General features: G+C 68.9%; 20 protein-coding genes. 9 read left to right on the top strand and 11 right to left on the bottom strand.

Features of this window, described 5'->3' with window-relative positions; genetic code table 11:
* Positions 1-36: 36 nt before the first annotated feature.
* The 3 genes from ACFWMR_RS11390 (at position 37) to ACFWMR_RS11380 (ending at position 5,384) form a co-directional block, all read left to right on the top strand.
* The gene (locus ACFWMR_RS11390; protein WP_378378287.1) at positions 37-2,376 is read left to right on the top strand and encodes a hypothetical protein; all 2,340 of its coding nucleotides are present in this window, start codon (positions 37-39) and stop codon (positions 2,374-2,376) included.
* Entirely contained in the window at positions 2,373-3,257 is an 885-nt protein-coding gene (locus ACFWMR_RS11385; protein ID WP_378277972.1) for a sortase, read from the top strand. The genes ACFWMR_RS11390 and ACFWMR_RS11385 overlap by 4 nt, the downstream gene beginning before the upstream one ends.
* A 234-nt stretch (positions 3,258-3,491) precedes the next feature.
* A complete protein-coding gene (locus ACFWMR_RS11380) occupies positions 3,492-5,384 on the top strand; it encodes a S8 family serine peptidase (RefSeq protein ID WP_378378286.1) in 1,893 nt (630 codons plus the stop codon).
* 61 nt (positions 5,385-5,445) lie between these two features.
* Here the strand turns inward: ACFWMR_RS11380 and ACFWMR_RS11375 are convergent, their stop codons facing one another.
* Both ACFWMR_RS11375 and ACFWMR_RS11370 read right to left on the bottom strand, forming a co-directional pair.
* Entirely contained in the window at positions 5,446-6,546 is a 1,101-nt protein-coding gene (locus tag ACFWMR_RS11375; protein ID WP_378378285.1) for a substrate-binding domain-containing protein, read from the bottom strand.
* 156 nt (positions 6,547-6,702) lie between these two features.
* Positions 6,703-7,110, bottom strand: coding sequence for a DUF1508 domain-containing protein (locus ACFWMR_RS11370; RefSeq protein WP_093934009.1), 408 nt, complete (start codon positions 7,108-7,110; stop codon positions 6,703-6,705).
* A 221-nt stretch (positions 7,111-7,331) separates the two neighbouring features.
* Between ACFWMR_RS11370 and ACFWMR_RS11365 the strand changes: the two genes are divergently transcribed.
* Positions 7,332-8,072 (top strand): SDR family oxidoreductase, encoded by a 741-nt coding sequence (locus ACFWMR_RS11365; RefSeq protein ID WP_378378284.1) that lies wholly within the window; start codon positions 7,332-7,334, stop codon positions 8,070-8,072.
* Positions 8,073-8,268: 196 nt separating this feature from the next.
* On the opposite strand, the gene ACFWMR_RS11360 is transcribed toward ACFWMR_RS11365, so the two are convergent.
* Complete coding sequence (locus ACFWMR_RS11360) at positions 8,269-9,303, bottom strand: SDR family oxidoreductase (protein ID WP_378378283.1); 1,035 nt, start codon at positions 9,301-9,303, stop codon at positions 8,269-8,271.
* Between the two features lie 71 nt (positions 9,304-9,374).
* Between ACFWMR_RS11360 and ACFWMR_RS11355 the strand changes: the two genes are divergently transcribed.
* A complete protein-coding gene (locus ACFWMR_RS11355; protein ID WP_378378282.1) occupies positions 9,375-10,274 on the top strand; it encodes a LysR family transcriptional regulator in 900 nt (299 codons plus the stop codon).
* Here the strand turns inward: ACFWMR_RS11355 and ACFWMR_RS11350 are convergent.
* Positions 10,254-11,696: a peptide ABC transporter substrate-binding protein gene (locus tag ACFWMR_RS11350; RefSeq protein ID WP_378378281.1), complete on the bottom strand. Its 1,443-nt coding sequence runs from the start codon at positions 11,694-11,696 to the stop codon at positions 10,254-10,256. The two genes, ACFWMR_RS11355 and ACFWMR_RS11350, sit on opposite strands and share 21 nt — an antisense overlap.
* A 100-nt stretch (positions 11,697-11,796) precedes the next feature.
* On the opposite strand from ACFWMR_RS11350, the gene ACFWMR_RS11345 reads away from it, so the two are divergent.
* The 3 genes from ACFWMR_RS11345 (at position 11,797) to ACFWMR_RS11335 (ending at position 14,745) form a co-directional block, all read left to right on the top strand.
* Positions 11,797-13,134: an LVIVD repeat-containing protein gene (locus ACFWMR_RS11345; RefSeq protein WP_378278049.1), complete on the top strand. Its 1,338-nt coding sequence runs from the start codon at positions 11,797-11,799 to the stop codon at positions 13,132-13,134.
* Positions 13,135-13,148: 14 nt separating this feature from the next.
* Positions 13,149-13,586: a hypothetical protein gene (locus ACFWMR_RS11340; RefSeq protein ID WP_378378280.1), complete on the top strand. Its 438-nt coding sequence runs from the start codon at positions 13,149-13,151 to the stop codon at positions 13,584-13,586.
* A gap of 67 nt (positions 13,587-13,653) precedes the next feature.
* On the top strand, positions 13,654-14,745 hold the full coding sequence (locus tag ACFWMR_RS11335) for a hypothetical protein (RefSeq protein ID WP_378378279.1): 1,092 nt from the start codon (positions 13,654-13,656) through the stop codon (positions 14,743-14,745).
* A gap of 12 nt (positions 14,746-14,757) precedes the next feature.
* On the opposite strand, the gene ACFWMR_RS11330 is transcribed toward ACFWMR_RS11335, so the two are convergent.
* From ACFWMR_RS11330 to ACFWMR_RS11310, 5 genes are all read right to left on the bottom strand, one after another.
* Positions 14,758-15,306: a DUF4232 domain-containing protein gene (locus ACFWMR_RS11330; RefSeq protein WP_378378278.1), complete on the bottom strand. Its 549-nt coding sequence runs from the start codon at positions 15,304-15,306 to the stop codon at positions 14,758-14,760.
* Positions 15,307-15,733: 427 nt separating this feature from the next.
* Positions 15,734-17,512 (bottom strand): choline/carnitine O-acyltransferase, encoded by a 1,779-nt coding sequence (locus ACFWMR_RS11325; RefSeq protein WP_378378277.1) that lies wholly within the window; start codon positions 17,510-17,512, stop codon positions 15,734-15,736.
* Positions 17,509-18,351: a class I SAM-dependent methyltransferase gene (locus ACFWMR_RS11320; protein ID WP_378378330.1), complete on the bottom strand. Its 843-nt coding sequence runs from the start codon at positions 18,349-18,351 to the stop codon at positions 17,509-17,511. The genes ACFWMR_RS11325 and ACFWMR_RS11320 overlap by 4 nt, the downstream gene beginning before the upstream one ends.
* Positions 18,352-18,372: 21 nt before the next feature.
* Positions 18,373-19,224: a HalD/BesD family halogenase gene (locus tag ACFWMR_RS11315; RefSeq protein ID WP_378378276.1), complete on the bottom strand. Its 852-nt coding sequence runs from the start codon at positions 19,222-19,224 to the stop codon at positions 18,373-18,375.
* A gap of 150 nt (positions 19,225-19,374) precedes the next feature.
* Entirely contained in the window at positions 19,375-21,972 is a 2,598-nt protein-coding gene (locus ACFWMR_RS11310) for a bifunctional FO biosynthesis protein CofGH (protein ID WP_378378275.1), read from the bottom strand.
* A 143-nt stretch (positions 21,973-22,115) separates the two neighbouring features.
* Between ACFWMR_RS11310 and ACFWMR_RS11305 the strand changes: the two genes are divergently transcribed.
* The gene (locus ACFWMR_RS11305) at positions 22,116-23,714 is read left to right on the top strand and encodes an IS1634 family transposase (protein ID WP_378378274.1); all 1,599 of its coding nucleotides are present in this window, start codon (positions 22,116-22,118) and stop codon (positions 23,712-23,714) included.
* On the opposite strand, the gene ACFWMR_RS11300 is transcribed toward ACFWMR_RS11305, so the two are convergent.
* Positions 23,653-24,411 carry an SDR family oxidoreductase gene (locus ACFWMR_RS11300; protein WP_378278843.1) on the bottom strand — a complete coding sequence of 253 codons (759 nt, stop codon included), beginning with the start codon at positions 24,409-24,411 and terminating at the stop codon, positions 23,653-23,655. The genes ACFWMR_RS11305 and ACFWMR_RS11300 overlap by 62 nt on opposite strands.
* Positions 24,411-25,214: an alpha/beta fold hydrolase gene (locus ACFWMR_RS11295; RefSeq protein ID WP_378378273.1), complete on the bottom strand. Its 804-nt coding sequence runs from the start codon at positions 25,212-25,214 to the stop codon at positions 24,411-24,413. Before ACFWMR_RS11295 ends, ACFWMR_RS11300 begins: the two co-directional genes overlap by 1 nt.
* Between the last annotated feature and the right edge of the window lie 498 nt (positions 25,215-25,712).

Here is a 25,712-nt window from a genome sequence, read left to right as displayed (position 1 = left end):
GGGGACGTTGGTCGCGTGAAATCTGGGGAGTCGTCCATGGTCCTGGTCCGGGCGAGACGAGTCGGGATCGTGCTGATCTGCGGGATACTGGCTGTCGCCGGCGTGTCCGTTCCCGCCGCGCAGGCACAGGCCGCCGCCGATCCGGCGTACCGGCTCAAGACCGAACCCGCCGACCTTTCGGCGGTCCAGAACGGCGACCCGCTGCGGATCACGCTTTCGGGATTGCCCAAGGGCGCGCGGGCGAAGCTCGTCATCTGCCCGAAAGACGTGCCGGACAATTTGATGAAGAAGGTCTATGTTCCGCCGTGGAACAAGGACAGCACGTTGCTCACCAGGGTGCAGTCCTACTGCCAGGACGAGTTCGGCGACGAATTCGCGGGCAAGAACGCGGGCATGCAGTCGATGGAGCGGGTGCGGAGCAGCACGACCGGCGACATCGTCTTCGACACCACGATCCCGCGCGGTACTTTGCGGCCACACGCCGTCGCCTGGGATCCGCTCTACACCACTTATGAGAAAGCGGTGAATCCCGGGGACAAATTCCCCAAGGTCCCGTGGGCCGACAATCCCGTGGTCGTCGATCCGGCGACCGGCGCGAAGACCAGGCGGCAATTCTCCTTCACTTGCGACGAGAACAATCCGTGCAGCGTCACGATCCAGATCACCGCGCAGGACGCGACGGGGAAGACGGTGACCTGGGTCGACGACTCGATCAAGTTCACCCCGTATCTGCCGGGGATCGGGGTCAAGGGCTGCAAGGGGATCGGCAGGAACACGCTCGACGCCAGCATGCCGGAACGGCTCGGGCGGACCGCGGTCGCCTGGAACCAGGCGCTGTGCGCTCCCACCAAGGCGGACCAGCCCACCAACATCGTGAGCGAGACCGAAGAGACCGGGCTGACCGCGTTCGACAAGGGCGCCTCGGATCTCATGATCACCGGCAGCGGGAGCGCGCTGGCCGCGCAGACCGTCCGGTCGAGGGAATACGTCCCCGTCGGGATCAACGCGGCGGTGATCGCCGCGGTCGGCTGGTCCCCGACCGACGTCAACGACGAGGGAAACCCTCTGGGCGCGAAGCTCGCCGGCACGATGGCGTTCACCAACGCCGAGCTCGCGAACATGCTCACCAAGGGCGGGCAGAACCCCGACGCGGGCGGCCGGGGCGGCATCTTCAAGAACGGATCCCCGCTGGTCGGCCGCAATGCCGGGCTCTCGGCCATCAAGGACGGTCAGCCCGCCGGGGTGGTCGCGGCGAACCGGCGTTCCGGCTACAACGGAAGCGCGGACTTCTTCGGGGTGACCGGGGAATCGGGACCGGGGACGGTCCCGCTCACCTTGAGCAGGCTGCTCGCCGGGACCGCGCCGGAGGAATGGGTCTTCCCGGCGCTCGGCAAGGACTATTTCGGTGAGCTGAACGGGAAGTCTCCCGGGATGATCTCCGATCTGAGCGTGCTCGACCCGGGTCGGTCGCGGGTGAACAACGTCGACGCGAAGACCGGCCAGCTGTCGGTGCGCAAGACCGTGGACAACGCCGTCGCCGGACGTGGCGCGGACTGCGACGGCGGCTGTGTGAACTGGGTGATCACCGATCTCGCGACGGCGACGATCAACCGCTGGACGCCGGTGGCGCTCCCGGACGGCAAGGGGAACTTCGTCGCGCCGACCGAACAGAGCCTTCAGACGGCGGTCGACGCGATGAAGATCGGCGCCGACGGAACGGCCGAGACCGGCGCCGTCGCCAAGGACGGCGCGTACCCGCTCACCTTCGTCGAGTACATGGCCGTCCCCGTCAACCCGCTGATCGACGCGAACTGCAAGCCGATGAAGGAGAAGCAGGATCAGCTGAAGTCGTTCGCCGGTCTCGCGGCGGGCTATGGGCAAGCGCTGCTTCCGCCCGGGATGGTCCGGTTGAACCCCGGCCTGGCCGCCACCGCCGCCGAGCGGATCGCCAAGATCGGCACCGGCACGGTCGAAAAGGCCTGCCAGGAGAAGGAAGAGGCGAAGAACCCGCCTCCGCCGGGAGCGAACGGTGTCACGCCCGCTTCCACTCCGTCCCTGGGCGGGCCTTCCGGTGGGCAGGGTTCTCCGGCAGGGACGCCGGTGACGGCCGCCGTCGGACCGGTTCCCGCGGTCGCCCCGACCCCGGAAAGCGTGGCGGCGGCCAAGAACCTCGCCGAGTCCATCGACATCCCGAAATTCGCCGGTGCCGGTGCGCTCGGCGCCCTGATTCCCTTGGTGGCGCTGGTGATCCTGGCGACCCTTCCGTCCGCGACGGCGTACGTCTCGGCCGGGCGGCCGGTGCCGGCGTGGCTGACCAGGGCGATCGCGGCGCTTGTGGGTCTTCTCCGCCGTAAGCCGTCGGGTGGCGTGGCGTGAGCGTCGAGGCCGAAGAGAAGCAGTTCCTGCGGTTCGGTCCCGGGTGGATCGGCGCGGTCGTGTTCGCCTGGCTGGTCACCACGCTGGTGGCGCTGGCGCTGGTCGTCTACGCGCTGGGCCCGATGCTGCAGTCGGGTGATCAGCGGAAGGCGCTGACCGAGATCCGGGGCGAGATCGGCGTGGCGCTGGGCGCGAGCCAGAGCCTGTTCGGGGCCGCGCCGCCGGTCAAACCGGCCGAGTTCGGCAAGCCGGTGGCCGTCCTGGAGATCCCCGCGCTCAAGGTGCAGCAGGTCGTCATCGAAGGCGCGTCGAGCGGCGAGACCGCGTCCGGGCCGGGGCACGTACCGGGAACGGCCGGGCTCGGCCAGCCGGGCAACGCCGTGATCGCCGGTCGTAACGCCGGCTACGGCGGCCCGTTCGGCGCGCTCGGCGCCCTGCGCCCGGGTGACGAGATCGTCGTCGCGACGACACAGGGCAAGTCCGTCTACCGGGTGACGGAGACGGCGACCAGGCCGCTGGACGAGGGCGCCGACTACGGCAAGACCCAGAACGACCGGCTGACCTTGGTGACGTCGGCGTCGTGGTGGCCGCTGGCCTCGGACGAGGCGACGGTGGTGACCGCGGCCCTGGAGGGGAGGCCCTTCCGGCCCGCTCCGCAGAACGGCCGGGCGGACGCGCAGGACGGCCGGACCGGGGACACGGCCGCGTGGGCCGGATTGGTGCTGGCCTTCGGTGGTTTCGTGGCGGCGGCGGCCGGGGCGACATTCCTTTATCGCCGGTGGCGTCCGGTTTCGACCTACGTCATCACCGGACCGGTGCTGCTCACGATGGGTGCGCTCGCGGCCTTGGCGCTTTGGCGATTGTTCCCGGCCTGGGCCTGAATCCGAAAGGGATTTCGGTCTTTTCGGACTTGACCTGTTCTCACGTTGTGGATCTTCGCCCGTTCCAGACTTTGGTGGGTGGACTCGTCACCGATCGCTCTTTAGATTCTCCCCATTACACCCGGTCAGGGGTAATTCATTCGGGCAACCGAAGGGATTCTTGTGACGGGGCGTCACGCCGTCAGCGCGCTTTAGCCGGAGCGCGCTGAGTTGCCGCAAAACAGGGAGAGTTCGATGAGCAGATTCAGCCGAGTGGTCACATGCTCGGTTCCGGTCGCGGTCGGCGCTTTGCTGCTGTCGACCGCGGTTTCGGGTGCCCAGCCGTCGGAGGAGGTGCGCACGCAGACCGGGATTTCCGCCCTGCAGAGCATCAAGAACAGCCTCACCCCGGCCGAGCGCAAGCAGTCGAGTCAGCTCGTCGTCGAAAAGCGCCTGCGCGCCGACAAGGGCCTGGCCGGCAAGCTGCCCGAGTACCGGACCGGGCTGGGCGTCAGCGACGCCGGCACCGTCGCGGTGGACATCAAGGGCGCCGGACAGTCGCTGGTGGACGCCGTCAAGGCGGCGGGCGGCAGCGTTCGTTACGCCTCGCCCACCGGCGCGATCCGCGCCGACCTGCCGCTGGCCGCCGTCGACTCGATCGCCGGCCGCGGTGACGTCGCCGAGGTCAGGGCCGCCTCCCAGGCGATGACCTGGAACGAGTCCGCGCCGCAGGACCGTCGCCAGGCCGCCGCCAAGAAGGCCGCCGCCGCGCTGCAGGTCGCCGAGGGCGACAAGGCGCACGGCAACGACACCGCCCGCACCAAGTACGGCGTCAACGGCACCGGACAGAAGGTCTGCGTGCTCTCGGACGGCGTCAAGTCGCTCCAGGCGTCCCAGACCGCCGGCGAGCTCCCCGCCGTCGACGTCCTCCCCGGTCAGGCGGGCAGCGGTGACGAGGGCACCGCGATGCTGGAGATCATCCACGACATGGCGCCCGGCGCCACGCTCGGTTTCGCGACCGCCTTCACCAGCGAGCAGAGCTTCGCCGACAACATCCGCGCGCTCCGGACCACCGGAAAGTGCACGATCATCGTCGACGACGTGTCCTACTTCGACGAGTCGCCGTTCCAGGACGGCCCGGTCGCGCAGGCCGTCAACGACGTGACCGCGGCGGGCGTGCTCTACTTCTCCTCCGCGGGGAACTCGGGCAACCTGACCGACGGCACCAGCGGCTACTACGAGGGCGACTTCCGCGGCTCCACCAGCAAGATCTCCGGTGTCACCGGGACGCCGCACGACTTCGACCCGAGCGGCACCACCCAGCTGTACAACGCGCTTTCGCCGAACTCGGTCGGCCGCTACGTCACCCTGTTCTGGTCCGACCCGTGGGGCAAGGCCACCAGCGACTACGACCTGTTCGTCCTGAACTCGTCCGGTTCGGTCGTCGCCTCCAGTGAGAACGCGCAGAACGGCAGCCAGAACCCGTACGAGATCGCCCAGGTCCCGGCCAGTGGCACGGGCTTCAAGGTGGCCGTGGTCAAGTACAGCGGCTCCGACCGGTTCATCGCGCTCAACGTGATCCGCGGCCGCTTCGTCACCTCCGGTTCGCTGAAAGCCTTCAGCACCAACGGTGTCACCTCCGGCCACTCGGCCGCGGCCAACGCCTTCAGCGTCGCGGCCGCCCCGGCCGCCGGTGCTTTCGGCCGCGCGCTCGAGACCGGTGACCCGGCCAACCCGGCCGGTCCGTTCCCGGGTCTGTTCTCCGCCACCAGCAAGTGGGAGCGGTTCACTTCGGACGGTCGCCGCAAGCAGTTCTACAACGCCGACGGCTCGGTGATCACCCCCGGCAACGTGTCCTCGACCGGCGGCGCGATCCGGAACAAGCCGGACATCACCGCGGCCGACGGTGTCGCGACCTCGGTGACCGGCTTCCAGCCGTTCTTCGGGACCTCGGCCGCCGCGCCGAGCGCCGCCGCCATCGCCGCGCTGCTGAAGCAGGGCAAACCGGCCGCCACCCCGGCGGAGATCCGGAACGCGCTGACCTCGACCGCGATCGACCTCGGCGCCCCGGGCTTCGACCCGGTCACCGGGGCAGGCGTGATCATGACCGACCCGGCGCTCGCCGCGCTGGGCGTCGCCCCCAAGTAAACGGTCTCCACCAAGGAAACGGCCCGGTGCGCGCGCACCGGGCCGTTTGCGTTTGCGGAGATCAGGACTTGACGCAGGACAGGCCGTTCGGGCCCGACACGGTCAGGAAGCCGTACCGCTGGATCGTGGTGGCGAGCTGGCCACCGCACAGCGGGCTGGCGGTCGAGGCCGAGTCACCGGCGTCGAAGCCGATGGCGCGCTTGGCCTGGTCGTAGCTGGGGGTGCGGGAGTCGACGATGTTGTAGACGCTGCGCGAGCCCAGGAAGGCCGTGGTGAACGCCGGGGTGTAGCTGCCGGCCGAACCGGCGACGGGGGAGCCGTTGAAGCCGGCACCGGTCAGCGGGTTGACGGTGAAGCCCGCGCGCTTGTCGGCGGTCACCGCGTTGCCCTGCGCGATCCACTGCGCGATGGAGAACGGCGCGATGGCCTTGGCGCGGTCGGCGACCGGGATGGAGTTGCCGTCGTGCTCCTGGAACCGCTTGATGGTGACCGGCTTGGTGGTCGGGTCGAAGCCGAGGACGGTGCCGGTGAAGAAGCTCAGCGTGCCGGAACCGGTCTGCGGCAGGTACACCGAGATGGGGGAGTTGGCGCCGCCGACCTGGTTCCAGTTGGTGATGGAACCGTCGTAGATGCCGCGCAGCTGCGCCAGCGTCAGGGTCAGGCCCGCGCCCGAACCGGTGGCCGAGGACGACCAGGTGACACCGTCGGTGGCGAACGCGAAGTACTCGAAGCTGGCCGGGTCGGATGAGCCGCGGGCCGACGACGACCGCGCGATGTCGATCTTGCCGTCGCCCGCCTCGGCCGAAGCCTTCAGCGCGGCCTTGCCCTGCGACGAGCCGTTCGGGACCGGGGGGTTCGAGCCGTAGACGACCTCGTCGGCGAACGGGTCGGCCGGGACGGTGAACGTCTGGCCCGCGGCCAGCACCGGCGGGACGTTGACGTAGTTGTCGGGGTCGGTGTTCCAAGCGGCCTTCGCCGCCGCGCTGTTGGCGTTGGCCAGGATCGCGCCGGTGATGTCGACGGTGGTGTCCGAGCCCGCCGCGGCGATGACCTCTTCGAGGCCGTTGGCCGGGGCGACCGCCGAAGCGGTGCCGGTCAGGGTGAGGCAGGCACACGCGGCGATCGCGGTGGCGCCGAGAAACCGAGTGGTACGAGCACGCATCTTGTTTGCACTCTTTCTCTAGTCCCCAAGTCGTCACGGGATTCCGTGACTTGGCACAATCCTCGCTCCGCAACACTGTCCGGCGACGGTGCTGCGCGTTCCCGCCCGACGTCATGGTGGTTAATCTCCGGGGAACGAACTTTCCGTGATCGATCGTCACGGAGAACGATTCGGTGAATGTCCGCCGGAATCGCGACGGTATTTCCGGCGCCAATCGGCTATGGTCTCGATTCCTTCGCCGATGGCCGCCTCGGTGGTGGCCGATCGGAATCGGTCGAGTCCGCGCTGCGCCTCGATACGCCGTCCGTAGGCGTGCGTGGCGATCGCGACGACGCGGTCGTCCGTATGCAGGCGCCAGCGCCAGCGGCCCCCGCTGAGGTGGCTGAAATCGCTGGTCAGCTCGGAAATGTTCGTGCTGAGCCAGGCGATCGCGACAAGGCATTCCTCGGCACGCGGATAGTCGGCGGGAGCGGAACCCAGCGACACGTTGTTGCCGCCGAGCAGTCGCCATCGGATGGTCTGGTCACCGGTCTGGACCAGCTGGAAGCGTGGATTCTTCTTCACCGTTCAGCGCTCCGGCGAGTGCGTGAACGGTGTGAATTCCCCCTGGGCACATCCGGTGAATCGCCTCGATGTGGTGAAGGGGTTACCGGTTTTCCTTAAGGCGCGACGGCCGCCGGGTGAACGTTTTGCCCCGGCGCGGGCGCGCTAGCCTGAACGGACGCGGGTAATCGGAAAACAATCACCGAGCCGGATCGGTCCGGCACGGTCTGCGAGGAGGATCGATGGGCAACGGCAGGACCGCGGTCGTCACCGGGGCGGGTTCCGGGCTCGGCCGGGAGATCTCCCGCGCGTTACTCGGCGCCGGTTACCGGGTCGCGCTCGCCGGTCGCCGCGCGGACGCGCTGGCCGAGACCGCCGCCGGGGACACGAAAGCGCTTCCCGTGCCCACCGACGTCGCCGACCCCGATTCCGTCGCCGCGTTGTTCGAAACGGTGCGCGCGGAGTGGGGACGGCTGGACCTCCTGGTGAACAACGCGGGCGTGTCGGTGGGCGGGACCGTCGACGAACTGTCCTTCGCGGACTGGAAACGCGCTGTGGACACCAACCTGACCGGGATGTTCCTGTGCGCGCAGCAGGCCGTGCGGCTGATGAAGGCACAGGACCCGCGCGGCGGCCGGATCGTCAACAACGGCTCGATCTCCGCGCACGCCCCGCGGCCCGCGTCCGTCGCCTACACCGCGACGAAACACGCTGTCACCGGGCTGACGAAGTCGATCTCCCTCGACGGCCGGGCCTGGAACGTCGCTTGTGGACAGATCGACATCGGCAACGCCGCCACCGAGATGACCTTGAAGATGGCGGACGGCATCCCGCAGGCCGACGGCAGCGTCAAGGCCGAGCCCACCTTCGACGCCCGGCACGTCGCGGACGCCGTGCTGTACATGGCCGGGCTGCCGCTGGACGCGAACGTGCAGTTCCTGACCGTCACGGCGACCGCGATGCCGTACATCGGGCGGGGTTAGATACGGGGCGGCGACCTCGGCACTCGTGTGCCCGGCCGGTCAGCCCGCGCAGGGGTTGCGAAAGCCACTTTCGCAACCTGCTGCTGGCCTGCTGGTGCGGACGGTGCGATCGCCAAGTCCGTGAAGGCCTCCTTCACTACCTTCAAGGTAGGCAAGGAGGCCTTCGCGACGTCCGTGACTCACGATCCCACGCGGCTCACGGGATCACCTTCGCCTTCCGGAACTCGTCGAACAGCCGGAAGAGCATCGACGAAGTCTCGGCGTACTCGTGGAAACCGGCTCGCCGGGCCTTCGATCCGTCCGCGAACATGTCGTAGTCCCAGCCGAACACGAAATCGGCGAAGCCCCACGACGACGAGACCGCGCTGTACGGCACTTCCAGCCCGTACTTGGCCGAGAGGGAATCCCACAGCTCTTCCTTGTCCGCCATCACGACGTCCAGCGACATCGGCAGCGGCGGCGCCACCTCCAGGTCGAAGTAGCGCGCGATCTTCGGCCAGAGCTCGCTCCACCGGAACAGGTCGCCGTTCGCGATGTTGAACGCCTCGTTCTCCGAGCCGGTGGCCCAGACGGTGGCCTTCGCCAGCAGGCCCGCGTCGGTCATCTCCAGCAGGCTGTCGTACGCGCCGGGTTTGCCGGGGAAACGCAGCGGCAGGCCGAGCTCCTTCGAGATCGACGCGTAGACCGCGATGGCCAGCGCGAGGTTCATCGGGTTGCCCAGCGCCGTCCCGCCGACCACCGACGGCCGGATCGCGGACCACGTCCAGGCCTTCCCGGCCTGACGGCGTTCCAGGAATTGCTGCTGGTCCACATTGAACTCGGGCGGCATGTGCCCGGCGTCGTCTTCGCGCGCCGGGGTCTTGAACGGGCCGAGGTGGGCGCCGTAGACCTTGTAGCCCTGCATGAGGCTGACGTGGCGCAGACCGGGCGCGGCCGGTTCGATCGCGTCCACCAGGTTGGTCAGCATCGCCAGGTTCGGCGGGACCAGTTCGGCCCAGATCGGCTTGTCGACATAAGCCGCGTAGAACACGTGCGTGACGTCGTCCAGGCCGCCGAGCTTCGCGCGGGTGTCGTCCGCGTCGAGCAGGTCGACGGCGATCTGACCCGGTCCACCGCGCCGCGACAGGCCGATGACCCGCCAGCCGGGCTGGGTCTCCAGGTATTCGATCAGGTTCTTGCCGATGACCCCGTTGGCCCCGACGACCAGGGCGACCTTGCGTTCTTCGTTCATGTCACCGAGCCTGGACCCGGCGCGCGGATAAGTCCAAGGCATAGATATCACCGCTCCGATAAACTCTCTTCATGACCAGTCTGCGGCAGCTCGAATACCTGGTGACCGTCATCGACACCGGCTCCTTCACCCGGGCGGCGGAGCTGCTGCACGTGACGCAGCCCGCGCTGTCGCACCAGGTGCGCGCGCTGGAGAAAGGCGTCGGCGGCCCGCTGCTCGAACGCCTCCCGCGCAGTGTCCGGCTCACGCCGATGGGGCGCGCCATGCTCCCGCACGCCCGCGCCACCCTCGCCGACGCCGAACGCGCGCGGTGCGCGGCCCGGCAGGCGTCCGGGCTGGAGGCCGGGGAGCTCCAGATCGCCACGGTCTACTCGGTCGGCATCGGTGTCCTGCCCACGGCGTTGCGGGTGTGGCGCAGGGAGCGGCCGGACGTCGATGTCCGGTTGGTGGAGTTCCGGCACGCGGACGAACTGCGGGACGCCATGGCGGCGGGGGAGGCCGACGTCGCGGTCGGGCCGGTCCCACCGGGCTGGGAGGGGCCGGTCCGCGAGCTCGGCACCGAGGAGTTCGTGGTCGTCCTGCCGATCGACGGGCCACGCGAGGACGACGGCACCGGCGTCGTCGACCTCGCGAGTCTCTCCGACTGCGCCTGGGTGCATTACGCGCCGGGCAACGGCCTCGCCGATCTCGTCGATCAGGCCTGCGCGGCGGCGGGATTCCAGCCGAGGGCCGCCGTCCGGACCGAACAGACCGCCGCCGCCCCGGTGCTGGCGGCGGCGGGGCTCGGCCCCGCGCTGGTCCCGGCCAACGTGCTGCCCCAGGGCTTCCACGGCCGGGTCCTGCGGCCCGAACCGGCGATCCGGCGCACCCTCGCCGCCTACTGCCGGAGCACGCCCGACCCGCTGACGTCGGCCTTCATCGACGTCGTCGCGGGGGAGTGCACACTCGGGCTACCGGACGGTCACCGCTGAGAGGTCGACGCCCCCGAACGTCGTCGCCTTCACCTCGCCCACCCGCTCGGCCCAGACGGCGTGCCCGTGCCCGGACCACAGCGGCGCGACCGGGAGATCGCGCAGCAGCTGGTTCTCCACCAGGCGGTAGACCTCGCCGCTGTCGGCGGCTTCGGTCTCCTCGGCCGACTTCAGCAGGTCGGCGAACCCGTCGCTCTGATACCCGGTCAGCTCGACGATCTTCGTCAGCACCTCCTGCGGGCTCGGCGTCACGAGATCCAGGTCGATCGCGAACGGGCCCTGGCCGGGTTCCGGGGCGAGCGGGACGCCGGCCGCCTTGGTGGTCTGCTCCGCCAGCGGGCGCAGCCAGCGGCTCTGTGACTGTCCGAAGTGGACCGGTGCGGCCGGGAATTCCGCCTGGGTCAGCAGGGACTTCCCCGCCCCGGCGTCGAACGTGCAGGGGCGGCAGGTGCTGCTGCGCTCGCCGGGCGCGACGGCGGGCGGCAGCAGTGACTTCGCCGGGTCCACCTGCCTGTCCAGGACGCCGGCTTCCAGCGCGGCGCGATCGACGCCGAGCGCGAAACCGTGCCGGACGGTCGCGTCGGAGAAATGCGGCGCGGTGAGGGGAAACCCGAGGTAGGAGACGTTCGGCAGCGCCCACATCACGTGCCGTTGCGCGAAATCGGCGTGCATCGCGTCGTGCCGCTCGCCGGGGACGACGGTGGAGAGGTCGAGCTTCCCGGACTTGACGCCGTCGTAGAGCGCTGTCGCGTCGCCGATCTTCAGTTCGATCACGCGGGCCTTGCCCGGCGCGTCGGCGACCCGGACCAGCTTGGCGCCCGTGGGCTGGAAGCCGCCTTCCAGGCGGAACGGTCCGTTGCCGACAGGCAGGGAGAAGAAGCGTGCCCAGTCGCGCGAGGCCAGGGCCGAAGCGGGCAGCGGGACCAGGGCGGGGGAAGAGAGCAGTGCGGGGATCTGCCCGGAGGGCCGGTCGAGGACGAGCCGGATCGTCAGCGGATCCGGTGCGGTGATCTCCTTGGCCCGCACCAGACCTTTCAGCACGCGCGAGCCCTGCCAGCCCTCTTGTTCCACCGCCTTCCAGGTGTCCACATAGGACTGCGCGGTGACCGGCGTGCCGTCGTGGAACTTCCCGCCGTCCTTCAGTTTGACCGTCCACGTCGTCCGGTCGGCGCTGCTGATCGACTCGGCCGCGCGCGGTGTCGTCTTCCCGGTCGCGGGATCGTAGTCCGCCAGCGGTGTCCACAGCGCGCTCGTGACGAGCCTGCCGGCGTCGTCGTGGACGTCCGCGGGGTTGGTCGAGGCCGGGGCGGGCATGCCCACGCGAAGAACGTCCGGTGCGGGCGATTCGCCGGATTCCGAGCAGCCCGCCGCGATCAGGGCGGCGGCGAGGAGCGGGGCCAGAAGACGCAAGCGCATGGTCATGTCATAGCAGTCCCACACCGACCATCGGCGGTTGTGCGGGCAAAGTGGTGATCATAGGGTGGGGTGACCAGCCTGGGAGGTTTCTGTGCGAGGAAACTGGTTGCTCCGATCTAGCCTGGCGATCGCGACGGTCACCGCGACCCTGATCGCCACCGGCCTGCCCGCCGCCGCGTGCGGCGAGGAGGACAAGCCGGCGAGTGAGAAGGTCCGGGTCTCGGGCGCACCCGGCGCGGTGAAGAACGTCAAGGCCGTCGGCAACGTGCCCGACGCGCAGGGCGCCATCGCCATGGGCTTCCTCCAGTACGGCCACCGCGACGTCATGGCGGTTTCCGGCGAGTTCGGCCTGAAGGTCTACGACCTCACCAAGAACCCCGCCGCGCCGAAGCTGATCGGCGAGGTCAGCCTGCCGGGCCTGTGGGAGACCGAGGACACCGAGGTCGACGTCAAGCGCAAGCTCGTCTTCCTCGCGCGCGACCCGCGGGCCTACGGCGGCACCACGCAGACCGGCGAGTCCGGCATCTACATCATCGACCTGAAGAACCCGGAAAAGCCGGCCATCCTGAGCTACACCAAGGTGCCCGCCGGTCACACGACCAGCTGTGTCGACGACTGCCGGTACCTCTGGACCGGCGGCCCGGCCAAGGCCGCGAACCAGCCCGCCGACTGGGGCGGCCGCCCGATCTGGGTGACCGACATCCGCGATCCGCGCAACCCCAAGACGGCCCCGGACCCGATCGAACTCGCGCGCAACGACGGCAAGACCGACTACGTGCACGACGTCCAGGTCGACGACGAGGGCGTGGCGTGGGTGTCCGGGCGTGGTGGTGTCCGCGGCTACTGGACCAGCGGGTATCACCGCGATCCCGTGCAGGGCAAGGTCCGCCGCGCGACCGCGTTCAGCCCGGTGCCCTACGCGGGCGGCGGGATCGAGGAGACGGCGGCGCCGTCGAAGTTCATGCACAACAGCTTCCACCCGTCGGGACACCGTTCGGCCGACGGCGCGGACTCGAACCGCTGGCGCGGCCGCGACCTCATCTACGCCACCGAAGAGAGCTTCCTCGACGGTTGCGCCGGTGACGGCGTGCTGACGATCTCGTCGTTGCAGAACTCGTACAACGGCGAAGGCTGGCGTTCGACGCCGGAGAAGCCGTTCCGCCTCAAGTCCGTCGGCACCTGGAGCGTCGCCGGGCAGGAAGGCAGCGACCCGACGACAGGCGACTGCTCCGCGCACTACTTCGACGTTCGCGGCAAGGTCCTCGTGCAGTCGTTCTACACGCAGGGCACGCGGTTCCTCGACGTCAGCGACCCGACCGACCCGAAGCAGATCGCCTACTTCCGCCCGGCGGACGCCGCCGCGTGGGCGCCGTACTGGCACAAGGGTTACGTCTATGTCGCCGACAACACTCGCGGAATCGACATCCTGAAGCTCACCGCCTGAGTCAAGATGTCCCCATGCGCACCATGGGGAAGACGCCGGTGATCACGGCCGCGGTCATGCTGATCGCGGCCTGTGACCCGGCACCGCCGGAAGAAGCGGCCGTCCACACCGATCCGGCGCCGGTCGCCGAGACGTTCCCAGAAGTCGGCGAGATCGTCGAAGCGTCCTGGGTCGAGGAGAAGATGGGCGCCTCCGAAGGCCGCGTCGCGGCGCCCGGGCCGACCGACTACCGGTTGTCCGCCTTGGTGAAGCTGCGTATCGACGCCGTTTCGAGGGTGATGAGCGGCTACGAATGTCATGCCGGTACCCCGGCGGCGCCGGAGCGGCTCAAGGCACTTCTGCCGTCCGGTGTCTCGTGGCTTTCCTGCGCACTGCCCGCGAACGGCAAGGCGCGGACCGCGTTCGTATCCGCCGGTTCCGAAAAGGCGTTCCTGACCTCGACAACCATGTAACAAATCCGGGACGGAACTGTCGAGCGACCATCACGGAAGCCGCATGATCCGTTCCTAGCTTGGCGCCATGGCCACCTTGCTGGAACGAGCCCCGGCTCCCGTCGCCGAGACGACGCCGCGGCGAAGCGTCACGGCACTGTTCGCGATCGCCGTCCTCGTCGCCGGATACACCGGATTCCGATTGCCGGGGGAATGGGCGGCGACCCTGCAGGCCGTGTCCCTGACCGACGGTTTCCACCGGCGGTTCCTCGTCGGCACGTTCCTCAAGCCGTTCGGGCACGACTACGCGGTCTTCGCGGTCGCGAGTTTCGCCGTCCTCGGCGCGGTGCTGGCGGTCGTGACGCTCGCCTTCTTCAACAGCCGCACCGAAAGCCGGCGGTGGTTGATCATCGGCTGGCTCCTGCTGCCGACCGGCGGCTACCTGTTCCACGAGGTCGGCTACTTCGACCAGGTGCTGTATCTGCTGCTGTCCGGCGCGCTGTGGGCGCTGCACCGGAACCGGCCGGTGCTCGCGAGCGCGGTGATGGCGCTTTCGGTGACGGTGCACGAGATCGCGCTGCTCACCGTGCTGCCGTTGTTCGGTTTCGCCTTGCTGCGGAAGATGCCGTTCCGGCGCGCGTGCGCACTGCTCGCTCCGGCCGCGTTGCTCGGTGCGGTGATCCTCGCGTTGCCTCCCGCCGGCACTGGCGCCGTCGAGGGGCTCCGCCGAGAGCTGTCCACGGCGGACTTCGGCTACCGGGCCGACGCGCTGAACCTGTTCGGGCGCACCCAGGCCGAGAGCTGGCAGCTGTACTCGATCACCAATGTGCTGCTGTACCTGTCGCCGATCCTGCTCGTGGTGGCCGGCGGCTTCCTCTACCTGCACCGCCCGACGCTCGCGGCGGCGGTGCCCGTCGCGGCGATCACGGCACCGGCGCTGCTCGCGTTCGGTGGCTGGGACGACGCTCGCTGGGGATTCCTGCTGGTGACCAACTTCTTCGTGGTGCTGTGGCTCTGGCTCGGCCGCCGTGAACTGAAGCTCCCGCAGGTGGCCGCGCTGGCCGGGTTGTTCCTGATCCTCACGCACGTCCCGATGCCGTACTTCGACGGCTACGGGCCGCGCTGGCTCACGCTGGTGACTCCCGTGGAAGGCTTCCCCCAAGATCGAAAGGCGCACTGATCGTGCAGGGCCCTAGTGCTTGAGCTCGGCGTTCCAAGCCGTCAGCGTCAGCTTGCCGGTGGTCCCGAGGTCGGTGTCGACCGTGATCCGCTGCTCCGGGTCGCCCTTGGCGGCCGCGACAGTCACGTAGGCGCCCGCCTCCGGCGAGCCCGCGGTGACCGTGTTCGACCACGAGACCACCGACAGCAGCGTCCCGCCGGGCCGCACCGTCTGCGGGCTGACACCGGGGTCGATCGCCATATACGACGTCCCGTGCTCGACCTCGACGGTCATCGGCCGCTTTTCCCTGTCCAGCAAGCGGACTTCGGGATAGCCGGTGAGCGTGCGCGGCGTCGTGCCGCAGTTGGTGAGCGTGAGCACGACCGCGCGATGGCCCAGCGCGGCCTCGACCGGTCCGGACTTCACTGTGACCCCGGTGCCGAGGCAGCCCGCCGGCTCGACTTCGCCCGGCACGGGTGTGTGGACCGTCGGCGGGACCGGCAGTGGTGGGGGCGGGGGCGTACTGCACCCCGCCACCACCAGCGCCGTCGCGGCCACTGTCAAGATCACTTTCCCCAGCACCCGCGGATCGTAGCGAAGTGCGGGTGGGGCGTGAGTGGCGCTTGCGTTCTGGTGGACTCGTATTTAGCTACCCACTGGTGTGACCGGCGAGTGTGGAGGATGTGGGACGTTGAACGTCCCGGATCTTCCACGCTCGGTCTGGTTGGTGTGGGAGTCGGGGCAGTGCACGTCCTGGGTCTGTCACCGGTCGGGCCTGGCATGACCTTGATCAACGGAGGATCGGGGGCGTTGAGTGTCCCGGATCGTCCGTTGATCAAGGTCCGAAGCCGGGGCCACCCCCACGGTGAAGGAATTGGGACGTTCAACGTCCCAATTCCTTCACCGTCGCGCCCTGGCAGCCGCGGAACCACCACTCACGCCCAGTTCAGGCATGGGTAGGTAATCACCGGTCCGCTCTAACCCGAAACGCCACTCACGACCCCTCGCCTCAGGCCAGCAGCTCCTGCAACTCGGTGACGGCCGTCGCGAGCTCCGCCGCGAACAGCTCCATCTCGTGCGCCACGTGCTTCGGCGTGCACAGGTACAGATTCAACGAGTCCGGCAGCAGCACGTACGCGACGCCGATGCACTGCGGGCTGGTCGACCCGAAACCGAAGTACCGGATGTTCACCGACGGCGCCGAGCTGGTGCTCAGGTAGTCGTCGCGCATCTTCAGCCAGCCCGGCGACGAGTACAGCGAAGGCGACTCCTCGACGCCGCGCCGCTTCTGGATCAGCTGCAGCTCCCACAGGTGCTGCTCCGGCGCGTCGCCCGCCTGGCACTCCTTCGCCCGCGTGACGTGCTTCGCGGCCGCCGCGCGGAAGGCCGCCTGACGCGTCTGCCGGTCGGCCGAAGGATCGTTCATCACCCGCACGAACCACAGCACCTCGGGCGTCACCACCCGCATCGCTTCGGTGCGCCCGTTCCGGTACTGCCGCGTCGCGATCGACTCGTACGTCGCCCCGGTGATCCCCTTCGCGCGCTTGTGCGCGAGCTGATACGCCATTTGCGCGAAGCCGTCGGGGGACATCCCCAGCTCCTTCGCCCGCTTCGCGCCGAAGTCGGTGAAGGACACCGTCTTCGTAGCGGTCGCGTCGGCGTACGCGGCGAAGGAGGCCGCGGCGGCACGCGCGTCTTCACGCAACGCGTCGCCCAGGACGAACTCGATGACCTCGGACGCCGGGACGCCGTCGGCGGGCGCCCGCTCCAGCAGGGTTCCGCTGAGCAGCGCGTCGGTGAACCCGAGGATCGTGGTCCCGTCCAGTTCGCAGTGCTCGACGTTGATCCCCGCCGTGCCGTCCTCGAACACGATCAGCGAGACGGCCTTGTCGAACCAGCGGTTCCCGCTGTCGCCGTGCAGCAGCTTGTCGCACGCCTCCTGCGTGTCCGCCGGCGTGAAGTCGTCCAGGCACAGGCAGAACAACGCCGTCTCGATGTCGTCGAGCGCGGAAGCGTTCCCGGCGGCCAGCAGCGCCTCGCGCGTCGCCGCCCATTCCGCCCTCGCCTTGGTGGTGAAGTGCCCGGCGGCGGTCTCCGGATCCTCGACGAAGTTCCCGGACTTCACGATCAGCTGAAGCCCCGCGACCAGCTGTTCGGGGGAGTACGGGCGGCCGTCCGGCGCGATGACGTCCATCCGGAACGGGGTGCCGCGGTGGAAGACCACGACGTGCCGCGCCCTCGACGGCCCCGGCCAGTCTTCGCGGTACGGCGTGCGCGCGGTGTCCTGCGCGGCGCCGGGGATCCGCGTCGCCGAGAACAGGAACTTGTGTTGCACCATCGACTGCGGCTGCCCACGCAGCACGATCGGCGGCACCAGTTCCTCGTCCAGCTTCAGCTTGTAGTCCACCGCCGACGCGGTCAGTTCGGCCGCGCGTTCCAACTGTCCCAGCGGGGATTCGGTGAACAGGAAGAAGAAGTTCGCGTTGAGCGCGATCCGGTCGCGGCGGCCGAGGTAGCGGTACGGCCAGAAGGTGTCCAGCCAGCTGTGGACGCCCTCACGACCGTCGTACGCCTCCAGCGCGCTCTGGAGCTCGTGCGCCGGGCTTCCTTCCGCGAGGAATTCGGCGACGGCGCCTTCGGTCTCCGCGAGTTCACCGGGGGTGAGCAGCGGCGAGCACCACTCGAGGAACCGGCGGCAGGTGTCCTCCAGGCTGGGGACGGGGACCCGCGGCAGGACGTCCTCGTTGCCGAACGTGCGGGTGGACAGTTCCGGACTGCTCACGATCATCCTCGATCTCGAAGGGAAAGGGCGTTCAGCGCGGAGGCTAGCCCGCCCGCCGCGCCGTTCGGCCGGGAGACGAACAGCCGCGCGTACAGCCGGCCGTCGTCCTCCAGCCCACGCGGGTCGACGCCCGCGACGGACAGATTGTCCAGGATCTGCGTCTGCTCCTCGTCCGAAGCGAACTTCCGCTGCCGGAAGACGCCGTCGATCCCGGCGGTCTCGTAGTCCAGTTCGCCGAGGCTGTCGGCGACCGGGCCGTAGGAGAACATCCGGAGGACGAAATGCGCCATCCAAGGCCGGTTTTCCCGCGCTATCCGGACGAGGGTCTTCTCGGTGACGTAGCCGACGCAGCCCGTCGACACGACGATGTCGACGTCGGCCAGCAGCGCGCGCTGCTCCTCAGTCGGGTCCTCGTTCTCCAGATCCGCGTGGATCGCTTCGTCGATGAAGCCCGCGGCGAGCGCGTAGTCCAACGCGGGCGCGGAGGCGTCGAGACCGATGAAGCGGACTTCGTCGCCGACGGCGAGCCTCTCGACCATCCGGCGATCGCGCTCGATCAGTTCGTCCCTGCTCAGCGAACCGGCGGACGCGTAATGGTCGTACAGCCGTTCCATCGAGGTGTCGCATCTGTGCAGCGCGGCGTTGACGCCGTAGGAGCAGCCGAGGTCGAGCACGGTCGGGACCTTGACGTCGGCCTCCGAGCGGTACTCGTCGATCAGTTTCGCGAAGTAGGCCTTGGCCTGCTGTGGGATGCCGTAGTCCAGTCTGCGCAACGTGCCGAAGAAGGCACGGGGATCGGGCTCGGTGTAGATGTCGTCGAAATTGATCTTTCCGGTCGAATCCAAAGGCACGGCCAAGCTCCTGACTTAGTCGAGCAGCTGATCGCCCCGGACCGCCGCGGAAGCGACGTGTTCCGGCAGGACCCGGCCGAACAGCTGTCTCGTCCGTTCCGGACTGCCGATGACCCCGGGGCGCTCGCTGTACGCGAAGATCGCGGAATGGCGGGCGACTGCCCCTTGAACACTACTCACGCGGTGCAGTGCGAAGCGCCCGCGAAACAGCTGAAGATCGCCAGGACGCAGAGTGAGTCGTCGGATCAGGTGATCCCCTTCGCCCGCGAGGACGGCACGGACGTCGTCGAAGTTCTCCGCCGACTCGGTGCGGATGTTCGGACAATATTCGAAGACACCGCCGTCGGCCGCCTCCTGCGTGAGCATGCTGACGGTGTAGGAGTTGGTGTCGAAATGCCACGGATGCGAGCGGCCCGGTTCGATCACGTTGAGCACCAGGCCCGACAGCGGATCGGCGAGTTCGTGCAGCGCGGGGAGTTCGAAGCAGTCGGCGACGAACCGCTGGAACTCAGGGCTCGTGTACAGCTGCTGGATGATCGCGTTCGCCGGGATCCGGTCGCGCGCCACGAAGGCGTTGCCGCGTTCCATGATCCTGCGGCCGGGGTGGTCCTCCGGTAGCGGAGTGTCGATGGCGATGTTGTAGGCGTTGACGCGTTCGACCTTCGCGTACGCCTCCGGAGCGATCCTCGCGCCTTCCTGACGGAGGACGTCGCGCAACTCCGGGCGGATGAAGTCGGTCAGGACGCTGCAGCCCGTTTCCCGCAGTTCGGCGCGGGTCCGGGAAACGATTTCGCGCCACGCCGGGCTTCCCGGTTCGGAGAGCGGATAGCGGGCGGTGTCGGCAACTTGGACTGCGCTCGCGGTCATCGACGTCCTCTCGGCTGCCCGGAAGTGATTCTCGGGTTTAGCACAGAAAACGCCCGCGACCCCCGCGCCTTGTGAGCGGTGCCACACGGAACGTGACGGCCCCCTGGGCTCGCGTCGTACGCGAGTCAGGGGGCCGTCGACGACTTTTCGTCAGCTGGTGACAAGCGGCAGCAGCGGCCGCCGCACCGCGGTCGCGACGCCGTCGGACGCCTGCGCCGCGGCGATCCGCTCGGCGGTCGGCGTGCCGTACTCGGTGGTCCGTTGCCGCAGCGGACGCCCCAGCGGTTCGACCATCGAGCGCATGTCGCTGATCGTCTTGTACGACCCGTTGGCCGCGCCCGCCATCCGGCTGATCGTCTCTTCCATCAGCGTCCCGCCGATGTCGTTGACCCCGCCCTGAAGCACCGCGCGGCTGCCTTCTTCGCCGAGTTTCACCCACGAACTCTGGATGTTGTCGATCATCCCGTGCAGCAGCAGCCGGGCCAGCGCGTGCACCGCGCGGTTCTCGCGCAGCGTCGTACCCGCCCTGGCCAGCCCGGCGAGGTAGATCGGGGAGCTCTGGTGGATGAAGGGCAGCAGCACGAACTCGCTGAACCCGCGCCGCCCGTTGCGCTCCAGGCCTTCCCGCTGCAGTTTCGCCAGCAGCTTCAGATGCCCGACCCAATGCGCCGGGGTGTCGACGTGGCCGTACATCATCGTCGACGTCGTGGTGATGCCGAGCTTGTGCGCGGTGGTGACGACGTTGATCCACTCCGACGTCGGCAGCTTGCCCTTCGTCAGCACCCAGCGGACGTCGTCGTCGAGGATCTCCGCGGCCGTTCCCGGCAGCGAGTCGACACCGGACGCCTTCGCCTGGGCCAGCCAGTCCTCGATCGAGAGGTTCGTCCGCGAAGCGCCGTTGACGACCTCCATCGGGCTGTAGGAGTGCAGGTGAATGTCCGGCTGACGGCGTTTCACCTCGGCCGCGAGGTCGAAGTACGCGGTGCCCGGCAGATCCGGGTGGATGCCGCCCTGCATGCAGATCTCGGTCGCGCCCGCGGCCCACGCCTCGTCGACCCGGTCGCCGACCTGCTCCAGCGAGAGCGTGTACGCGTCGGCGTCGGTACGCCGCTGCGCGAACGCGCAGAAGCGGCAGCCGGTGTAGCAGACGTTGGTGAAGTTGATGTTCCGCGTGACGACGAAGGTGACGTCGTCGCCGTTCACCTCACGCCGCAGGTCGTCGGCGATCTTGGTGAAGGCGTCGAGTTCCGGCCCATCGGCGTGCAGCAGCGCCAGAGCCTCGTCGTCCGACAGCCCGGCGGGGTTCTTTTCCGCGCTGCGCAAGGCATCCCGGATGTCGGTGTCGAACCGTTGCGGCCCGGTCTTGATGTTGCCCTTGATCTCGTCCCAGTCGCCGTAGACCGAGTCGAAGTCGCTACGCCGGTCTTCGGTGCGCCCGACGGTGTCGACCTCGACGTGCAGATCGGTGCGCCCGGCCTCCTTCCAGCCGCCGTCCGGCTCCTGCCACGGGATGCCCACCGGGATGGCCTCTTCGATCGCCAGCCCGGTTTCGGCCTCGGCGAGCGGCGCGAGGTGCGCGTTCATTCGCGGGTCCAGCCACGGCTCGCCGGTCTTGACGTACTCCGGGTAGATCGGCAGCCGCTCGCGCACGGTGAACCCGAGCGCCTCGGTGCGGCGTTTGAGCTCGTCGATCTGCGGCCACGCGCGTTCGGGGTTCACGTGGTCCGGGGTCAGCGGGGAGACGCCGCCCCAGTCGTCGATGCCGGCGTTCAGCATCAGCTCGTACTGCTGGCCGATCAGGTTCGGCGGCGCCTGGATGCGCATCCGCGGTCCGAGCACCAGCCGCGCGACGGCGATGGTCGCGGCGAGTTCTTCGAGGTCGGCGTCCGGGGTCGCGCGCATCTTCGTGTCCGGCTTCGCGCGGAAGTTCTGCACGATGACTTCCTGGATGCCGCCGTAGGTCTTCGCGACCTTGCGGATCGCGAACAGCGAGTCGGCGCGCTCCTCGAAGTTCTCGCCGATGCCGATCAGGATGCCGGTGGTGAACGGCACCGAACTGCGGCCGGCGTCCTCCAGCACCCGCAGGCGGACGTCGGGGTCCTTGTCGGGCGAGCCGTAGTGAGGGCCGCCCTTCTCGGTGTAGAGCCGCTTCGCGGTCGTCTCCAGCATCATGCCCATCGACGCCGAGACCGGCTTGAGCCGCTGGAAGTCCTGCCAGGTCAGCACGCCCGGGTTGAGGTGCGGCAGCACGCCGGTCTCTTCGAGGACCCGGATCGCCATCGCCCGGACGTAGGACAGCGTGTCGTCGTAGCCGTGCGCGTCGAGCCAGTCCTTCGCCGCCTTCCAGCGGTCTTCGGGACGGTCGCCGAGGGTGAACAGCGCTTCCTTGACGCCCATCGCGGCGCCCTTGCGGGCGATGTCGAGGACCTCGTCGGGGGAGAGGAACGGCGATTCGACGCGGCCGGGAACGGTCGCGAAGGTGCAGTAACCGCAGCGGTCCCGGCACAACCGGGTCAGCGGGATGAACACCGAACGGCTGTAGGTGACCACGCCAGGGCGGCCTGCCGCGACGAGCCCGGCGTCCCGGACGCGGGAGGCGTGCTCGGACAGCGTCTTGAGGTCGTCGCCACGAGCCTGGAGCAGGATCGAGGCTTCGACGAGGTCGAGGGTCTTCCCGTCGCGGGCCCTGGCGAGCGCACGGCGCATCGCCGAGGTGGTGGGGGCTGTCGCGTCAGCATCCGATGCCATTCCCGCACGCTATGGCCGGACTCGCTCCAGCTGCCAGTGCGCATCCCGCCACCTCGTCACCCTTGTGGGTGCGGTCACTGTTCGCGCTGGTCAGAGCCCTGTGGTCGTTGCTGATCAGGGGGCCGGGGTGTATTACCTAAAGTGTGGCTTCGGTGATCGGCAAGAAGGTCGGCGGGCGGACCTACTACTACCTCGTCACCTCCGCCCGGGTCGACGGCGAACCCCGGGTCGTCTCCCAGCGCTACCTCGGCACCGCCGAGGAGATCGGGCGCGCGATGGACGGCGACGTCTCCGCGCCCGGCGAAGCACGGCACCGCACCTTCGGCGACGTCGCGGCGGTGTGGGCCACCCTGCGGCGGCTCGACTTCGTGCGCCGGGTCGACGACGCCGTCGGAGCCCAGCGCGCCGCGACCACCCTGGGGGCGCATCTCGCGCTCGCGGTCCTGCACCGGGCGACAGCGCCGGACACGGACTTGGCCACCTGGTGGGAGGACGGCGTCGCGCGGGATTTCCTGAAAGCCGACGTCCCGAATCACTGGCGGGCGCTGCAGCGGCTCACGCCCGAGCGGATCGCGCGGATCGAGACCGCCGTCGCCGACGCGGTGCTCTCCTGGCTGGGGACCGGGAACGCGGCGCTCGCCGTCGACGTCCCGCAGTTCGCCACCTTCGCCACGGCCGATCCCTGTCACTGCGAACTCGCCGGGCTCGGCCTGGTGGTGACCAAGGACGGCGCGATCCCGCTGGCGTCGCACGTGTACTCGCGGGAAGGGGCGCCGCCGTTCGCCGTGCTCGCGGAGGAACTCCGCTCGCGGTATCCCGTCACGCTGGTCTTCACGGCGGGCCAAGCGGCTCAACTGGATCTCGGGCGGCATTTCGTCGGCGCGCTGCCGCTCTCGGAACACCCGGACCTGCTGGCGAAACCGGCGTCGGCGCGCAAGCCCGTCGACCCGGAACGCTTCGCCGGGCTGACGGCTCTCGACACCAGGGCCGTGGTCGGGGGAGTGCGGCGGCGCGTGATCCTGACCCATTCGGACACCCTGCACAACGCGCAGGCCCGCGCTTTCGGTGAGGAACTGGGCACCGCGACCCGCGAGCTCGCCGGCCTCGACGCCGCGCTGGCCTCGGGCACCTATCGAGGCGATCGGGGCCAGGTGAACGCCGAGATCGCCCGGATCACGCGCGGCCGCCGGGTCGAAAGGGTGCTTTCGCCCTCGCTCGCGGGCACCAGGCCGGGGGAGATCCGGCTGACCTGGAAGGTCGACGACGCCGCCGTGTCGCGGCTGCACGACGAGTTCTTCGGCAAACAGGTGCTGGTCACCGACCACGACTGGCCGGTGTCCGAGGTCGTCACGGCGTATCGGGCGCGGACCCACCTCGACTCGACGTTCCGCTGGCTGACCGGTCCCGCCGTCGCCGGTCCGGCTCCGCGCTGGGACTGGACGCCGCACCGGATCGCGGTGCACACGCTGGTCACGGTGCTCGCGTCGACGGTCACGCACCTCATGCGGCGCGAGGCCGACCGCGCCGGGATGAACCTGTCGGTCCGCGAACTGATGGACAGCCTCGCGGGAATAGGGGAGACGGTGCTGCGGTATCCGTCCACCGGCGGCCGTCCCCGGACGCGGCGCCTGCTGACCGAGCGGAACCCGGAACAGCAGGCGCTCTTCGACCTCTTCGGCCTCAGCTCTCCCGATGGATATGAAGCGCCGAGAAGCTCTGGACCACCGGCATCAGCTCGATGACGTTGATGTTCACGTGCTCCGGCTGCGAAGCCGCCCAGAAGACGGACTCGGCCACGTCCGCGGCCGTCAGCGGCGTCGTGCCCTTGTAGACGTTGTCGGCCTTGCTCTGGTCACCCTCGAACCGGACGACCGAGAACTCCGTCCCGCCGACCAGGCCCGGCTCGACGTTGGTCACCCGGACGCCGGTGCCCTGCAGGTCCGCGCGCAGGTTGAGGCTGAACTGGTGCACGAACGCCTTGGTCGCGCCGTAGGCGTTGCCACCGGGGTAGGGGTAGCTGCCCGCGACCGAGCCGATGTTGATCACGTGCCCGCGGCCGCGCTCCACCATGCCGGGCAGCAGGGCGCGGGTGAGGTGCGCGAGACCCTTGATGTTCGTGTCGATCATCTGGTCCCAGTCGTCGAGCTTCGCCCGCTGGGCAGGCTCGAGTCCCTTCGCGAGACCTGCGTTGTTGACCAGCAGGTCGACTTCGGCGAACCCGTCGGGCAGCGTGCCGGGGAGCGCGGCCACCGCGTCGGCGTCGCGGACGTCCAGCTCGAACGGCAGGACGTTCTCGCCCAGCTCGTCGGCCAGCTTGTCGAGCCGGTCCTTGCTGCGCGCGGCCGCGACGACCTTGGCGCCGTCCGCGGCGAACCGGCGGACGATCTCGACGCCGAACCCGGCGCTGGCACCGGTGACGAAAACGGTCTTCTGGGGCATCACTTTGTCTCTTTCAAGAACCGTGCGAACACGTCGTTGAACTCGGCCTCGCGTTCCAGGTTAGGCATGTGGGCGGCGCCCTCGATCACCGCCAGGGTGGAGCGGGAGATCAGGTCGTGCATGAGTTCCGCGTCCGAGACCGGCGTGAACTCGTCTTCGGTCCCGACGACGACCAGGCTCGGCACCTTCACCTGGGCGAGGCTGTCCCGGTAGTCCGGCCGCTCGGCCCGCCCCCTGAGCGCGGCCGCCGCTCCTTCCTTGGGAGTCGTGCGCATCATCTGTAAGACGTGCGCCGCCACGTCCGGCATCGTGCGGACGTTCTCCGGGGAGACCATCTTCGTGAGCACCTCGTCGGCGTACCAGCCGATGCCCTCGGCGAGGACCCGGTCCGCCGTCTCGTTGCGGACGCGCTTGCCGTCTTCGGTCTCCTCCTGTGGGGAGGTGTCGGCGAGCAGGAGGCCGGCGACGCGCTCGGGATAGGTCCGGTGGAACTCCATGACGATCTGCCCGCCCATGGAGAGGCCACCGAGTACGAAGCGCCCGAGGCCGAGGTGGTCCGCTAGGCGGGCGATGTCCTCGGCGAAGACGTCGAGTCCCGTCTTCTCGCTTCGCGCGGGGAGGGTGGTCTCGCCGTACCCGCGAAGGTCCGCCGTGATGACCCGGTAGCCCTCCCGGCTGAACCGCTCGGCCTGGGGACGCCACATCGAACGGTTGAAGGGGTGGCCGTGGACGAGGACGACGGGCAACCCGGTGCCGATGTCGTCGTAGGCGACGGAGATGCCGTCGAGTTTCGCAGTGCTCATGGAGCCGACGCTAATCGGAGCAATCGGTGGGATCAAGGCGGTGCAATGTACTCGGAGCAATGTTCTTGCCCAGGAGTTCACCTGGGGTCTCCTCCGGCGATCATCGGGTGATCGCCGGGTCTGGGCTCGTTTATGGCCTCTGACCTGCGCGAATGTCGTTAAGGTACCCCCCTGTTTTCGGGGGTTTCCGGCCATGTAAAGTTCTCTTCGTCGCCAGGGAAACCGAGCGGCCGACCGGGACACGAACCAAGCTCTCGCCTCAGGCGATTGAGTGGGTGTCCCACCAAAAACTGCTAGAAATAACTGCTTCAGATAAGGCCGTGTAGCCACGGTGCGATCTGGGGTGTGTTGCTTGAGAACTCAACAGTGTGCTAGTGAACTAAGCCAGTAGAGCTTATGTATATGTAACCTCGTTTTGAGGTTCCTTTGAGAGCAAGTATTTATTTGCCTCGATCAAATTTGACATTGTTGGAGAGTTTGATCCTGGCTCAGGACGAA

This window comes from Amycolatopsis thailandensis (assembly GCF_042723255.1).
In the GTDB taxonomy this organism is placed as follows: domain Bacteria; phylum Actinomycetota; class Actinomycetes; order Mycobacteriales; family Pseudonocardiaceae; genus Amycolatopsis; species Amycolatopsis thailandensis.
Note: the sequence above shows the minus strand (reverse complement) of the source record. Positions and strands in the feature narration are given on the sequence as shown.